The organism is Rhizobium sp. P1_E6, from assembly GCF_056405875.1.
This window is the reverse complement of the sequence record NZ_JBFUBG010000071.1, coordinates 1-14275: the sequence shown is the minus strand read 5'-3', so window position 1 is coordinate 14275 and position 14275 is coordinate 1. Positions and strand designations below refer to the sequence as shown.

General features: G+C 61.9%; 12 protein-coding genes. 4 read left to right on the top strand and 8 right to left on the bottom strand.

Annotated elements, in window-relative coordinates:
• Nucleotide 1 precedes the first annotated feature (1 nt).
• From AC1D35_RS25810 to AC1D35_RS25800, 3 genes are all read left to right on the top strand, one after another.
• On the top strand, nucleotides 2-1060 hold the full coding sequence (locus AC1D35_RS25810) for an aldo/keto reductase (protein ID WP_037097888.1): 1059 nt from the start codon (nucleotides 2-4) through the stop codon (nucleotides 1058-1060).
• A gap of 70 nt (nucleotides 1061-1130) precedes the next feature.
• Nucleotides 1131-2375, top strand: coding sequence for an acyl-CoA dehydrogenase family protein (locus AC1D35_RS25805; RefSeq protein WP_477940693.1), 1245 nt, complete (start codon nucleotides 1131-1133; stop codon nucleotides 2373-2375).
• Nucleotides 2376-2506: 131 nt separating this feature from the next.
• The gene (locus tag AC1D35_RS25800; RefSeq protein WP_477940691.1) at nucleotides 2507-3925 is read left to right on the top strand and encodes an FAD/NAD(P)-binding protein; all 1419 of its coding nucleotides are present in this window, start codon (nucleotides 2507-2509) and stop codon (nucleotides 3923-3925) included.
• A 92-nt stretch (nucleotides 3926-4017) separates the two neighbouring features.
• Here AC1D35_RS25800 and AC1D35_RS25795 read toward each other — a convergent pair whose 3' ends face one another.
• Both AC1D35_RS25795 and AC1D35_RS25790 read right to left on the bottom strand, forming a co-directional pair.
• A complete protein-coding gene (locus tag AC1D35_RS25795; RefSeq protein ID WP_477940689.1) occupies nucleotides 4018-5637 on the bottom strand; it encodes an ABC transporter substrate-binding protein in 1620 nt (539 codons plus the stop codon).
• Nucleotides 5638-5651: 14 nt separating this feature from the next.
• Complete coding sequence (locus AC1D35_RS25790; RefSeq protein ID WP_477940687.1) at nucleotides 5652-7259, bottom strand: ABC transporter substrate-binding protein; 1608 nt, start codon at nucleotides 7257-7259, stop codon at nucleotides 5652-5654.
• A gap of 298 nt (nucleotides 7260-7557) precedes the next feature.
• Between AC1D35_RS25790 and gcvA the strand changes: the two genes are divergently transcribed.
• Nucleotides 7558-8568, top strand: coding sequence for a transcriptional regulator GcvA (gene gcvA, locus AC1D35_RS25785; protein ID WP_477940685.1), 1011 nt, complete (start codon nucleotides 7558-7560; stop codon nucleotides 8566-8568).
• Nucleotides 8569-8602: 34 nt separating this feature from the next.
• Here gcvA and AC1D35_RS25780 read toward each other — a convergent pair whose 3' ends face one another.
• The 6 genes from AC1D35_RS25780 to AC1D35_RS25755 all read right to left on the bottom strand — a co-directional run.
• A complete protein-coding gene (locus AC1D35_RS25780; protein WP_477940684.1) occupies nucleotides 8603-9454 on the bottom strand; it encodes an NADPH-dependent oxidoreductase in 852 nt (283 codons plus the stop codon).
• A gap of 35 nt (nucleotides 9455-9489) precedes the next feature.
• Complete coding sequence (locus AC1D35_RS25775) at nucleotides 9490-10815, bottom strand: LLM class flavin-dependent oxidoreductase (RefSeq protein WP_477940681.1); 1326 nt, start codon at nucleotides 10813-10815, stop codon at nucleotides 9490-9492.
• Nucleotides 10812-12044, bottom strand: a complete 1233-nt coding sequence (locus tag AC1D35_RS25770) for an acyl-CoA dehydrogenase family protein (RefSeq protein WP_477940679.1) — start codon at nucleotides 12042-12044, stop codon at nucleotides 10812-10814. The genes AC1D35_RS25775 and AC1D35_RS25770 overlap by 4 nt, the downstream gene beginning before the upstream one ends.
• A 12-nt stretch (nucleotides 12045-12056) precedes the next feature.
• The gene (locus AC1D35_RS25765; protein ID WP_477940678.1) at nucleotides 12057-12398 is read right to left on the bottom strand and encodes a DUF3088 domain-containing protein; all 342 of its coding nucleotides are present in this window, start codon (nucleotides 12396-12398) and stop codon (nucleotides 12057-12059) included.
• 9 nt (nucleotides 12399-12407) lie between these two features.
• Complete coding sequence (locus tag AC1D35_RS25760) at nucleotides 12408-13766, bottom strand: LLM class flavin-dependent oxidoreductase (RefSeq protein WP_477940676.1); 1359 nt, start codon at nucleotides 13764-13766, stop codon at nucleotides 12408-12410.
• A gap of 11 nt (nucleotides 13767-13777) precedes the next feature.
• A partial coding sequence (locus AC1D35_RS25755; RefSeq protein ID WP_477940674.1) for an acyl-CoA dehydrogenase family protein occupies nucleotides 13778-14275 on the bottom strand: 498 nt, incomplete at its 5' end.

The window sequence follows — 14275 nt, the reverse complement described above, 5'->3', positions numbered from 1 at the left end:
AATGGTCGATTATCGCTACCTCGGGCGCAGCGCGCTCAAAGTGTCACCGCTCAGCCTTGGAACCATGATGTTCGGCGGGCCGACGCCCGATGAGGTCGCCTTCCGCATCATCGACAAGGCCCGCGACCAGGGGATCAACTTCATCGACACGGCCGATGTCTATCACGATGGCAAGTCGGAAGAGGTTGTCGGCCGCGGCATCAAGTCAAGCCGCGATCATTGGGTATTGGCGACCAAGTTCGTAAACTCGCACACCAAGGGCCCGAACCTTGGCGGCCACTCGCGCAAATGGGTGATCGAGACGGTGGAGAATTCGCTGCGCCGGCTGAACACCGACTATATCGACATCCTCTATTTCCACCGCGCTGTCTTCGACGCGCCGCTCGAAGAGCCGGTGCGTGCCATTGCCGACCTTATCCGCGCTGGCAAGCTTCGCTATTTCGGGGTCTCGAATTTCCGCGGCTGGCGCATCGCCGAGATCGCCCATCTTGCCGATCAGCTCGGCATCGACCGGCCGGTCGCAAGCCAGCCACTCTACAACATCGTCAACCGCACGGCCGAAGCCGAACAACTGCCGGCCGCCCACCATTACGGCCTCGGCGTTGTCTCCTATTCGCCGCTCGCCCGCGGCGTGCTGACCGGCAAATATGAGCCGGGTAAGGAACCGGGTGCCGATACGCGTGCAGGCCGTGGCGACAAGCGCATCCTCGAAACCGAATGGCGTCCGGAATCGATTGCGATCGCCAAGGAGATCGCTGCCCATGCCAACCGGAAGGGCATTACGCCGACTGAGTTCGCGCTCGCCTGGGTGCTGAACAACAAGCTGATCTCGGCCGCCATCACCGGTCCGCGCACCGAAGAGCATTGGGATAGCTATATCCGCGCGCTCGACGTCAAGCTTGATGCCGAGGACGAGGCCCTGGTCGATAGGCTGGTGACGGCCGGTCATCCGTCGACGCCGGGCTTCAACGATCCAAGCCATCCGGTCGAAGGGCGCGTTCCGCGTGTCAGCGAAGTAGGGACCGACAATGTCGTGTCGCTGACGCGCGCCGTCGCCTGAGGCCGTCAGGGAGGATCCGCTCGCGTGGATCCTCCCCATTCTTCAAAAATCCGCCGTTGAAAGCTTGACCATGGCCACTCCGACCTCTTCCGTGCTGTTATCTGCAGGTGGATCAACGCCCGATTCCGATCTTGCAGCCCTGCTTTCGACAGTATCGGCGCTCGCAGCCGAAATCGGCAAGGAAGCGGCACGGCGCGATCTCGATCGCGAGCTTCCGTTTGAGGCTTTCCGCCTGTTCAAGCAGGCCGGTCTCGGAGCGTTGCGCATTCCCGTCTCGCTTGGCGGACCGGGCGGCAGTGTCCTCGACTATATCGAGACAATCATGGCGATCGGTGCGGCCGATTCCAATGTCGCACATGCGCTTCGCAGCCATTTCAATTTCACCGAGAGCCTCATTCTCAATTCGAATACTGCGCTCGATCGCACACAGCTTGCCAGAGTGCTTGCCGGCAAGCTGTTCGGCGGCGCTCACACGGAACAGGGCACAAAGCGGCCCGGCGAGGTGACAACAAGGCTTTCGAAATCCGGCGACAGCTACCGCCTCAACGGCCGCAAATGGTATGCGACGGGCACGGCCTTTTCCGATTTCGCTTCGTTCAGCGCGAAAGGTGACGAGGACCAGCTTGTCAGCGTTCTCTTGCCGGTCGACCGCAAGGGCATCACCATTCTCGACGACTGGGACGGCATGGGCCAGCGGCTGACCGCAAGCGGCGGCGTGTTGCTCGAGGACGTCGAGGTCCTGCCCCACGAGATTTCCACGCGCGGCCTCAATTCGCTTGTCGGGCGCCATACATCGACCCTGCGTCAACTCCACCTTGCCGCCTCCATGGCCGGTGCGGTGCGCGGTGCAGTGGCGGAAGGTACCGATTACGTGCGCAGGCAGGCGCGTTCGGCCGCCCATAGTGCGGCCGAGACGGCCAATGCCGACCCCTTTGTGCAGAAAATCCTGGGCGAGATCGCCAGCGGCTCCTTTGCGGTCGATACGCTGATCCGCGAGGCGGCCCGTGCGCTTGACCGTTCCGTCGCGGCGTTTGGCGCAGGAGATCCGGAACGCTTGGAAGCGGCTCTTGTCGAAAGCGCCCTGACGACGGCGCGTACGCAGATCGTTGCCTCTCAGATCGCGCTTTCTGCCGCAACCAACGTCTTCGAGCTCGGCGGCGGTTCGGCGACATCGAGACATCTCAACCTTGACCGCCACTGGCGCAATATCCGCACCGTGCTCAACCATAATCCGCTTTTGCACAAGGCGCGTGTGGTCGGCGATTTCTACATCAACGGAACGACGACGCATCTGGAGGAAGGCAAGGTCTTCTAGAACCCGGCCCGTCGCGTCGCTTCCATTTATCACCCGAGGTCACCCTGATGTCCGGCCGCCGCGCCGACAGGAGATCTGTGCGCCTTTCTTGCTGTCATCCCCCGGATCTGTGTGACGGGGAGGGAGGTCTCATGCATTTCGATCCAAAGCTAGGCCATTCCGTCATCATTATCGGCGGCGGCTTCGCCGGCGCGTTGACGGCGCTCAAACTGCTTGACCGGACGACGGTGGGGCTGTCGATCACCATCATCGAGCCACGTACTGAGCTCGGTCGCGGCGTTGCCTATAGCACCAGCGACCCGGCCCATCTCGTCAACGGACCGGCCGAGATCTTCTCGCTCTATCCCGAGGATACGGGTCATCTGGCCCGTTGGCTTGCCGAAAACGGCCCCGCCAACGGCTGGCAGCCGCCCGCAGACGTTGCCGCAAGCAGCCCGCCGCGCCATCTCTACGGGACCTATGTGCGCGACGAACTGAAGCGCGCGGTTGCACAGGCACGCTCCGGATCGAGCCTGCAGCATGTCCGCTCGTCGGCAGCACATCTGTCATCATCGCCACACCGGGTCCGTGTAGCGACCACGGGCGGCACTGTCTTGGAAGCGGACGAAGCCGTACTGGCACTCGGGGTATTCCAGCCCGATCTGCGCCCTGCCGAGGCGGCTGTGGCGGGACATCCGCGCTTTGCCGAAAATCCCTGGAACGTGGCAGCGCTCGACCGGTTGAGCGACAGTTCCGATATCCTCATCATCGGTGCCAGTTTATCGATGGTCGATGCGATCGCGAGCATGGAGGCGAGGGGGTTTCGTGGACGCTACCGGGTGATTTCGCGGCGCGGCCAGTTCGTCGAGGGTCGCAGGAATGCCGAGCCGGCCCGTGACTTTCTCGCTGAGGGACCGCTTCCTTCGACGGCACGTGGCCTGCTTACGCGCGTCAAGGCGGAACGGCGCCAGCTTGCCGCCGCCGGTGGGGACTGGCAGGGGCTGCCGCTTGCCATTCGCCCCCACATTCTGCCGCTCTGGCAGAATGCCAACGATCGGGAAAGGCTGCGCTTTGCCCGTCATCTGAGGGCCTTCTGGGACGTGACAGCGCATCGGTCCGCGCCGGAAAGCCACCGCAGCGTCGAAGAAGCGCGGTCCCAGGGGCGGCTCGTCCATGGGACGGCCCGCTTGCTGGCCCTAAGGCCTGATGAAAACGATATTGCAGCAACCTTGAAGACCGCGGCAGGCCTCGAGGAGATTGTCTTCGGCGGTGTGATCGATTGCCGCGGACATCAGCTGCATGACTGGCGGCAAATCGCTGATCCGTTTGTTCGCCAGCTTCTTTCAAGCGGCGAGGTGCGCCCGCATTCGACCGGTTTCGGCATCGATGCCACTCCCGAAGGCGACCTCATCAATGAGGAGGGGCGCGTTCATCGCAACTTGAGCGCCATCGGCCATCCGCTGCGCGGCGTGGCCTGGGAATCGAGCTCGATCACCGAGCAGCGCACGCAGGCGATCGCGCTTGCCGACCGCATCCTCGCGAAATTCACGCCGGCCCGCGCCGCCTCTTGAGCGGCCATTCATGCGACAAACCGGAAAGCGATCGGGGGCGCATCTGACGATGCGCCCCCGATCCGTGAAGGCTGGTCGTGACCCCCGAACCGTCAGCCTTCGCCGTCCTTGATATAGACCTCGGCGAAATTGGCCTGGACCCCTTCGGCGCCGATCGTGTGGTTCTTCACCCGCTTGTTGAAGACCGTGACATTTTCCAGCGCGATCAGGTTTACCACCGGAACCTCGTCGGCGATTATCTTCTGGAAATCGTTGAATTCTTGTCTTCGCTTCTGCTCGTCGATTTCGACCGAGGCCGCCTCCAGCAGCCGGTCGACCTCCGGATTGGCGTAATGGGCCGCGTTGGAAAAGGGCAGGCCGAGCTTGAAGTTTTTCGACCAGTAGATGCGCTGGACGCCGAGTGTCGGATCGAACTGGTTGCCGAGATATTCGGCTGTCACGTCGAAGACGCGTTCGGTATAGACCTTCTGGATATAGGTCGAGAAATCGTATGAATCGATCGTCGCGGCAATGCCGATGCGGGTGAGGTTCTGCTTCAGATATTCAATGACCCGCTTGAAGCCTTCATTGTAGGAATTGTGGGTAAGCCTGAGGGCAAAGCGGGTGCCGTCAGGGCCGCGCTTGTAGCCGGCCTCGTCGAGAAGCTGTTCGGCTGCCTTGAGGTCGTAGGCATAGGGCTTGATCGACGCGTCGTGGTAGCGTGACAGGAAGGTGCTGATCGGAGTCGGCGAGATATGGCCGTAACCGTACCAGACAGTGTTGAGGATGACGTCGAGATCGATCGCGTGGGCGATGGCGCGGCGAACCTTCACATCCTTCAGATATTCGTTGTCGAGATTGAAGATGAGTTGCGTCTGGTCGCCCTTGGTTTCGTAGCCGCGGGAGTCGACGCTGATATTCGGCAAGGCCTTGATGCGCTCGAGATCGCTGAGCGGGATCGGATTGTCGCCGCCGATATCGAATTCGCCAGTCTCGAATCCTGCTGCTCGTGCTGCTCCATCGGGCACGAAGCGGATGACGATCTGGTCGAGATAGGGTTTGCCTGCATCCCAGTAGTCGGCATTGCGCTCCAGGATGATATGCGAGCCGCGCGTCCATTCCTTGAAGACGAAGGGGCCGGTTCCGATCGGTGCGCTGCCGTTCTTGTTGAGCGGCACGTCGGCGATCGCGACATTGTCGTAGATATGCTTCGGCACGATCGGCGATTCCGCCGCGTAGAGCGCGCTGAGCAGATAAGGCGCGGGCTTTGACAGGCGGATGACCGCCGTCAACGGATCGGGTGTCTCGACCTTGACGACATTGGCGAAGGTGCCGCGCCCGCGCGGATGGACCTGCTTTAAGAGTTCGATCGAATAGGCGACGTCATCGGCGGTGAAGGGTTTGCCATCATGCCATTTCACATTGGGGCGTAGCTTGAACGTGTAGCTCAAGCCATCCTCGGAAATCGACCATTCGGTTGCAAGCTGCGGCTTCGGCGTCAGGTCGAAGTCATAGGTCAGCAGCCCCTCGGTGATCTTCGGACTGACCTTCTGGGTGCCGCCGGCGGTGTGCGCCAGCGCCAGGATTGTCGGCGGTTCGGGCTCGACGATGAAGTTCAGCGTTCCGCCCGACTTCGGCTTGTCCTCAGCGGCCCTGAGGCCGAACGAGGGCACAAGCGTGCTGGCGGTGGATAAGAGCAGCAGCTGGTTGAAGGTGCGACGATTAATGCTCATGAGGATCGTCCCTGTCAGGCGTTCTTGAGGAGATAAGCGGAGGAGAGGCTGCCCGAGAGACCGTCGGCAACCACCGTATGGTCCTGGACCTTCTTGTTGAAGATCGTCAGCTGCCGGAAGGAGACGAGCGTGATATCGGGCAGGTCGCGGGCGATGATCACCTGCATGCGGTTGAAGAGTTCGACGCGCTTGGCCCTGTCGTTCTCGACCGCGGCCTGTTCGAAGATCGCGTCGATTTCCGGATTGTTGTAGCCCGAGCCGTTCGAGAAAGGCACGCCCTTCTTGAAGTTCTTCGACCAGTAGAGACGCTGCACGCCGATGGTCGGATCGAATGTATTGCCCATGCCGTTGGTGACGAAAGCGAAATCGCGGTCGGTGTAGACGCGCTTCAGCCAGGTAGGCACATCCTGTCCGCGCAACGTCACCTTGACGCCGATTTTGGACAGCGAGTCGCGCAGATAGTCACCGATACGAGTATAGGTGTCGCCATAGGGCATGACATCGTGCGGCACCTCGAAGCGCACACCGTCTGGCCCGCGTGGGAAGCCGGCTTCGTCGAGAAGCTGTTCGGCCTTTGCCGGATCATGGGCGTAGACCGGGACATCGGGATTATAGAAAGCCTTGAGGAAGGGGCTGATCGGGCTCGGCGCCGGGACCGCATAGCCGTAAAAGGCGATATCGGCGACGGTCTGCCGATCGATCRCATGCGCCACGGCCTGGCGGACCTTGTCGTGCTTGAAATACTCGTTCTGCAAGTTGAATTCGATGCGATAGACAGTCGGCGAATAATCGTTGCCGCGATCATCGACGGCAAGCGTGGGCGAGGCTTTCAGCCGGTCGATTTCGCTCAGCGACACCGGTGTATCGGGAGCAATATCGACTTCGCCGGTCTCAAGTGCTGCAAGTCTGGCGCTGGCATCGGGAATGAACTTGACGACGATGCGGTCGAGATAGGGCTTGCCCTGGTCCCAATAGTCGGGATTGCGATCCAGGATCACATGGCTGCCGACCGCCCATTCACGGAAGATGAAAGGACCGGTGCCGATCGGGGCGCGACCGTTTGCATGCCCGGCAAGATCGGTGGCGCCCTCATAGACATGTTTTGGGACGATCGGGGATTCGCTCGCCTGCAAGGCGCCGATCAGATAGGGCGCCGGCTTCGACAGGCGGATGATGGCGGTATGGGCATCCGGTGTCGCCACTTCCTTGACGCTGGAGAAGGTGGCCCGGCCGCGCGGATGCACTTCCTTCAGCGCCAGGATCGAGAAGGCAACATCCTCGGCGGTAAAGGGTTTGCCGTCATGCCATTTGACGCCTTGCCTGAGTTCGAAACGATATTCCAGCCCGTCGTCGCTGACGTGCCAGGCGGTCGCAAGTTGTGGAATCGGCTTGAAGTCCAGCCCGTAGGCCAGCAATCCTTCCGTGATCTTGCCGGACACGCGTGTGGTCGGGCCTGCCGTATGCGCAAGGGTGACGAGTGTGGGCGGCTCCGGCTGGACGAGCAGATTGAGCGTACCGCCGGCGACCGGCTCCGCTGCCTCTGCAAAGCGGCCGATGGGCACGACGGCGCTGAGCGCCGTGAACGCGAAGAGCTGATTGAGCTGACGTCTGTTGATATCCATAACGACCCTCCATGTCCGTTTCGGCCTACTGAGGCCCAAGCCTTGGTGAGCGCGCATGATCGGTCGGGGGAGGGGAAATCGAGAAGAATGTTTTTCTCGCAGTGCTCGAAAGAAAAGCTTCGCGCAAATCGGCGGGCGTGCCGGGGCAGCAATAATCTAGTCTTTTGGTAGACAATTTTTGGATTTTAGTTTTTGCTTCCCCGGCAGGGTGGTCACGCGCAAGGAAATGTTTCCGGCCGGGTTATCGGCGCAAAGCGGGTTCTCGTCTTGTCTGGTCTGTTTGTGGTGCAATCAGCTCATGAACACGCTCGCGCCCCACCGCAGGAAGACCATCAATCCGACGCTTGCCCGTCTGCCGCCGCTGACGTCGCTGCGCGCCTTCGTGGCGACGGCGCGTCATCTCAATTTCATCCGTGCCGCCGAAGAGCTGCATGTCACCTCGGCCGCCGTCGGCCAGCAGATCAGGCTTCTGGAAAACTACCTTGGACAGCCGCTGTTCAACCGTGTGCGCGGCCAGCTGCAGTTGACACCGGCAGGCCATGCCCTGATGCCAGGTCTGACGGATGCCTTCGATGCCGTCCTTTCGGCCATGACGCAATTTGCGACGAGCGATCACGAGCAGCCGATCCGGGTGTCCGTCGCGCCGTCCTTCGCCAGCAAATGGCTGATCCCGCGGCTCGATGCGCTCCGACGCGCGGCACCCGGCCTGCAGGTTCTGGTCGAAGCCTCGACAGATCTGACGGACCTCGACGCGGGTGACGCCGATTGCGTGATCCGCTTTGGCAGCGGCGCCTATCCCGGCCTTGCAGTCGATCATCTGTTTTCCGAGGCGGTCGTGCCGGTCTGCAGTCCGCAATTTGCCGACCACCACGGGCTCTGGGAGCGACCGGAGGCGATCGAAGACGTGCCGCTCCTTCATGAGGAGGGTGCTGAGCATGACCATGCCTGCCCCGACTGGCATGCCTGGCTACGCGCCGAGGGACTTTCCTATCGCCCGGCGCGCGGTGGCTTCCGGTTAAACCAGTCCTCTCTGGTCCTCGATGCGGCTGTCGCCGGCCAGGGGCTCGGCCTCGGCAAGATAAGGCTCGCGGAAGCCGAGATCCGCAGTGGGCGGCTCGTCTGCCCCTTCGGTAGCCCGCAGGCGGTCGGCTCTTCCTATTTCTTCGTCACATCGGCCCACAAGGCGCGGCTGATGCGGGTCGATCTTTTCCGCAATTGGCTGCTTGCCGAGGCGCGCGCCGCGCAGACGATTGAGGTCGTTTCATCCCGCGGCCCTCGATCCGATTTCGATATGATCGCCGCCGAGTGAGATTGTGCGTCGTGCAGGGGCAGGCCGGGACGGCCTACTTCAGCCGGAACCCCAGTTTGCGTGCCACCTCGCCAAGTACATGGCGACCCTTGAGCGCTTCTACCGTGCCGATGCGATTGCGAACCTGATCGGTCCAGTCGATCAGAGGCATTGTCTGTTCTGTCTGGAAGGTTCTGAGAATATGATTGTAACCGGCGAGATCGTCGGCCGGTGCGCTGTCCTGATAGCGTTCGCGGTGCAGGACGCTCGTTTGCGGCAAGCGGGGCTTGACGCCGGCGGGCACCGCCGGATCGGGATAACCGACCGTCAGGCCAAAAACGGGAAAGACCCCGTCCGGCAGGGCAAGTTCGCGGGCGACCGTTTCAGGGTCGTTGCGGATCGCTCCGATATAGCAGGTGCCGAGGCCAAGAGATTCCAGGGCGACGACGGCGTTCTGGGCGGYGAGTGCCGCGTCGATCACGCCAAGAAGAAAGCTTTCCACATAATCGAGCCCTTCGGCCGTCGCGCCACGCTCCGTTGCAATCTTGCGCGGTCGGGCAAGATCGGCGAGCCAGACCAGCAGAAGCGGAGCCTGGGCGATCTGCCGCTGATTGCCGGCAACCGCGTTCAAACGCCTGCGACGTTCCACATCTTCGACGGCAACCACGCTCCAGGCCTGGAGGTTAGAGGAACTCGGTGCCGACTGGGCGGCGGCAACGGCAAGCTCGACAGCCTCCGCCGGTACCGGGTCCGGCAGATAGTGACGCACGCTCCGATGTGAGAGGATGGTCTCGACGGTTTCGGTCCAATCGCCCGAAAGCTGCTGCTCATTGCGATAGCGCTCGCCGGCAAGCGCCTTCAGCCTGTCATTGCCGACGTTTCTTTCCGCTGCTGTTGATGGCGTCATATCGATTTTCCCTTGCCCGCTGTCATTGCCGATCGCTATTCCGCCGCGGCCGCATAAGGATTGGCCGGGCGCGCAAGACCGAGATGTTCGCGAAGCGTCCGGCCGCTATAGGCTTGCCGGAACAGTCCGCGTTTGCGCAGGATCGGTACGACCTCGTCGACGAAGACTTCGAGTCCGTGCGGCAGCACGTCCGGCATGAGGTTGAAGCCATCTGCTGCACCGGCGACAAACCACTGTTCGATGTCGTCGGCAACGTCTTGTGGCGTGCCGACAATGGTGCGATGGCCGGTGCCCCCGTTCAAGGCGCGGATGAGGCCGCGCACACTGAGCCTCTCCCGTTTGGCGAGCGCCAATGTGGCGCGGAAGAAAGTATGGCCACCATCCGGCGGCAGCGGAATGTCGTCCGGCAGCGGCGCGTCGAGGTCGAGGTTCTTGGCGTCGAGCTGCAGCACGCCCGCAAGTCGCGCGAGACTATATTCGAGCGGTATCAGCTCGCGCAGCTCTTCCTGTCGACGTTTGGCCTCGATTTCGGTACTGCCGATGATCGTCGCAAGGCCGGCAAGTACGAGGATGCTGTCGGCCGGCCTGCCGAAGCGGGCTGCACGCCGGCGCAGATCGCCGGCATACTCGAGCGCTTCCTCGAAGGATTGCGAGGCGGAGAAAACGGCTTCGGCATGTTCGGCGGCAAGCTCTCTTCCATCGTCCGAGCCGCCAGCCTGCACCAGAACCGGATGCCCCTGTGGCGGGCGGGGAATATTGTGCGGTCCATGCACCTGGAAATGCTTGCCGCGATGGGCGATCGCATGGACGCGTGCCGGATCGACGAAACGGCCGGTCGCGACATCGCCGATGAAGGCATCTTCCTCCCAGCTGTCCCACAACGCCTTGACGACGGCGGTAAATTCGCCGGCGCGCTCGTAACGGCTGGAGTGGGCGACCGGCTTTTCGAGGCCGAAATTACGGCTCTGCGACAGGTCGGCACTGGTGACGATGTTCCAGCCGGCCCGGCCGCCGCTCGCATGGTCAAGTGTCGCAAAGCGGCGGGCGATATTGTAGGGCTCGTTATAGGTCGTCGAGGCTGTGGCGATGAGACCGATATGTTGCGTGTTGGCGGCGACCAGCGCAAGTACGATCGTCGGTTCGAGGGAGGTTAGCGGCCTGAAATCCACCCTGTCAGAGATCGCCGCCTGATCGGCGAGGAAGACGGCATCGAACGTGCCGCGTTCGGCAATCTTGGCGACATTGACATAGTGATTGACATCGAAGGAGGCGCGGGGATCGCTGCCTTCCATCCGCCAGGCCGCGGGCGAAAAGCCGGAATGCAGGATATTGATGTTGAGATGAAGTTCGCGTCCGCTCACTGGAATATTCCCGGCTCGGGATAGTCGCCGGTCAAGAACCATGCCCCGACATTGCGTGTCTTGTATTCGGCCGGATTGTGCAGCGTATGGATGCGCACATTGCGCCAGAACCGGTCGAAACCATGAGCGCGCACCGCCGAACGCGCGCCCATGACCTCGAAGATCTCGCTTGTGACCTCGAGGGCCACCTTGCCGGCCAGCACGTTGGCTGAAGCAACGGCAATTGCCGTCTGGCCGCGCTCATCCGCGGTCAGCGCAGCACCTTTAGCGTAGGCGGCGTCAATCGCCTGCGCTGCGCGGTCGGCAAGCGCGGTTGCAGCCTGCACTTTCGTCCAGAGCTCACCATATTGCCGCTTGATCCAGGGATCGTCGACGTGTCGCTCGACGCCAGAATAGATCCAGGGCCGTGATTTCGTGACCGTATAGTCGCGAGCTGCCGCGAGCGCGCCCTGGGCAGTGCCGATAAAGACGTTGAGGAGCACGCTCTGCTGCTGCTGGGGCGCCAGAAGCGCGATCGGATCGCGCGGACGCTCCGCCAGGATCTCGTCACCGTCGATCCGGACATCCTTGTAAAAAACCTTGCCGCTGCCCGTCTGGCGCTGGCCAATTCCGTCCCAGTCGTCCGCGATGATAATGCCCGGACGATTGGCCGGGATATAGGCAAAGCTGCGCTGGTTGGTTTCCTCGTCTTCCCAGGCGACCATGAGATAGTCAGCGACATGCGAGCCGGAGGCGAAGGGGCGAAAGCCGTTCAGGATGGCACCACCGGCGGTCTTTCGGCCGAACAGGCTCTTCGAAAAGCTGTTGGTCGTATTGCCCCAGAACCAGCGGCCGTCCGCTGAGCGGCGCAAGATCTCATGCGAGCGCTTGTCGCCTGCCGTCGCCGCGTTCTGCAGCGGGCTGAAGTGATAGCCGAAGAGATGACCAAGCGAACCATCGACCTTGGAAAATTCACGCAGAACTTTAAGCGCGGTCGAATAGGGTTGACCCTCGCCACCGAATTCCTTCGGGATCAGCAGATTGACGAGGCCGCTCTCCTTCAGAAGCCTTATCTGTTCGGAGGGTCGGCCGCCGAGCTGGTCGCGCTCGACTGCATCGTGCGCAAAGATCTCTGTGAGTTCGGCCGCCTTGGCGAGATAGGGATTCTCGAGGTCCGCCTGGAAGAGGGCGGGCGGCTTTGAGGTCGGCTCCGGCTGACTCGGCTCGAACGTTCCAGGCTTCACGGTCATGGTGCTCTTCCTTCAGTTATGAAGCCGCGGGAAACCATGGCGCTCGGCAAGCAGTTCGAGGATGCGATCGGTCTTGTTGACGAAATGCACGCCATTCCAGTGCTCGGCATCTACAGGCGCGCTCTCGGCGAGAACCAGCACCGGCAACGATTGGTACTCCTCGCCCACAGCAGCAATCACGCTTGTGCGTGGCCGGGGAAATGGAACCCGCTCCACCTCGATCTTGCTCGCAAGATCCGGAAAGGACGCCAGCAGTCCCTCGATGGCGTTGCAATAGGGGCATACGAAGTTGACGCCCGGCTTTTTGGGGTCGGAAAAACCCGGCTCGATGAGATAAAGCTTGTCGTGGCTCATTGGTTTCTCCTATTCGGCCGCCGCAGCACTGCCGGTATCTGCGAAGCGGTTGGCCGGGCGCTTGAGGCCCAGGTTCTCGCGCAGCGTCGTGCCTTCGTATTCCGTTCGGAAGAGGCCACGGCGGCGCAGCTCCGGAACGACGAGCTCGATGAAATCGGCAAGCCCGCCCGGCATCAGCGGCGCCATGATATTGAAGCCGTCGGCCCCAAAATTTTCGAAACGCTCTTCGAGCACATCGGCGATCTGGACCGGCGTGCCGACCACCTGCCAGTGGCCGCGGGCGCCGGCGATACGCAAATAGAGCTGGCGGATGGTCAGATTTTCGCGTCGAGCAAGATCGAGCACGAGAGCCTGGCGGCTCTTGCCCGCATTGGTCGCCGGGGGATTGTCGGGCACCGGCCCATCGAGCGGATAGGCCGAAAGGTCGACGCCGGAAAGCTGGGAGATCAGGTTCAGTCCGACTTCGGGCTGAATGAGCGCCTGCAGGGATTCGAACTTTTCCTGCGCTTCGGATTCAGTCCTGCCGACGACAGGGAAAATGCCGGGCAAGATCTTCAGATCGTCATGCGAACGGCCGAATTTGGCAAGCCGGCCTTTGACATCAGCATAGAAAGCCACCGCTTCCTCGAGGGTGATCTGGGCGGCGAATATGGCTTCTGCGGTACGCGCAGCAAGCTCCTTGCCGGGCTCGGAGGCGCCCGCCTGAATCAGGACTGGCCGTCCCTGCGGTGAGCGCGGGATGTTGAGGGGGCCGCGCACCTTGAAGTGCTTGCCGCTATGATTGAGCCGGTGCAGCTTTTGAGGATCGAAATAGCGTCCCGACTGCCTGTCGCGGATGAAAGTGTCGTCTTCAAAACTGTCCCAGAGGCCGAGCACCACATCGGCGAATTCCTCGGCGCGCTCGTAACGGTCGCCATGCAGGATCTGCGCATCATGCCCGAAATTATAGGCGGCGTCCGGATCGGAGGAGGTGACGAGGTTCCAGCCGGCCCGCCCGCCGCTCAACCGGTCAAGGGACGCAAACTGCCGTGCGAGATTGAACGGATCGGAAAAGCTCGTCGAGGCGGTGGCGATCAGGCCGATATTGCGGGTGACAGAGGAAAGAGCCGAAAGAAGCGTGATCGGTTCGAAGGGATAAATGCCGCTATGAGCCTTGCGGCTTGCCGCTTCCACGTCCTTCAACCGTGCCGCCACGCCATCGGCAAAGAAGATCGCATCGAACTTTGCGGCCTCGGCAAGACGAGCCAGTTCGAGATAGTTTTCAAATTCCGTGCCAACCGAGGCCTGCGGATGGCGCCAGGCAGCGACATGGTGGCCGGTGAAGAGCAGGAAGGCGCCGAGCTTGATCTGGTCCTTGCGTCTCGCCATGGAATATCCTTTCAGCGGTAGATGGCCGGCACGGGGAACTCGCCGGTCAGCAGAAAGGTGCCGACCGTGCGCTTCTTGTATTCGGCGGGATTGTGCAGTGTGTGAGTGCGGACATTTCGCCAGAAACGGTCGAAGCCGTTAGCCTGCGTGGCGGATCGCGCGCCCATCACCTCGAAGACCTCGCTCGAAACGGCGAGGCCGACCTCGCCCGCATAAAGGTTGGCCGTGGCGATATCGATGGCGGCGGCACCACGATCGTTATGGCTCAAGGATGGTCCTTGGGCATAAGCCGCATCAAGGCTGCGCGCAGCCTTGTCGGCAAGTTCAGCGGCCGCAAGGGTGCGAATATAGAGCTCGCCATACTGGCGTTTGATCCAGGGATCGTCGATATGCCGTTCCACGCCGGAATAGATCCACGGTCGGGAGGACGTTACCGTGTAGTCCCGGCCCTCTTCCAGAATGCCCTGGGCGCTGCCGACGAACACGTTGAGAAGGACGCTCTGCTGAAG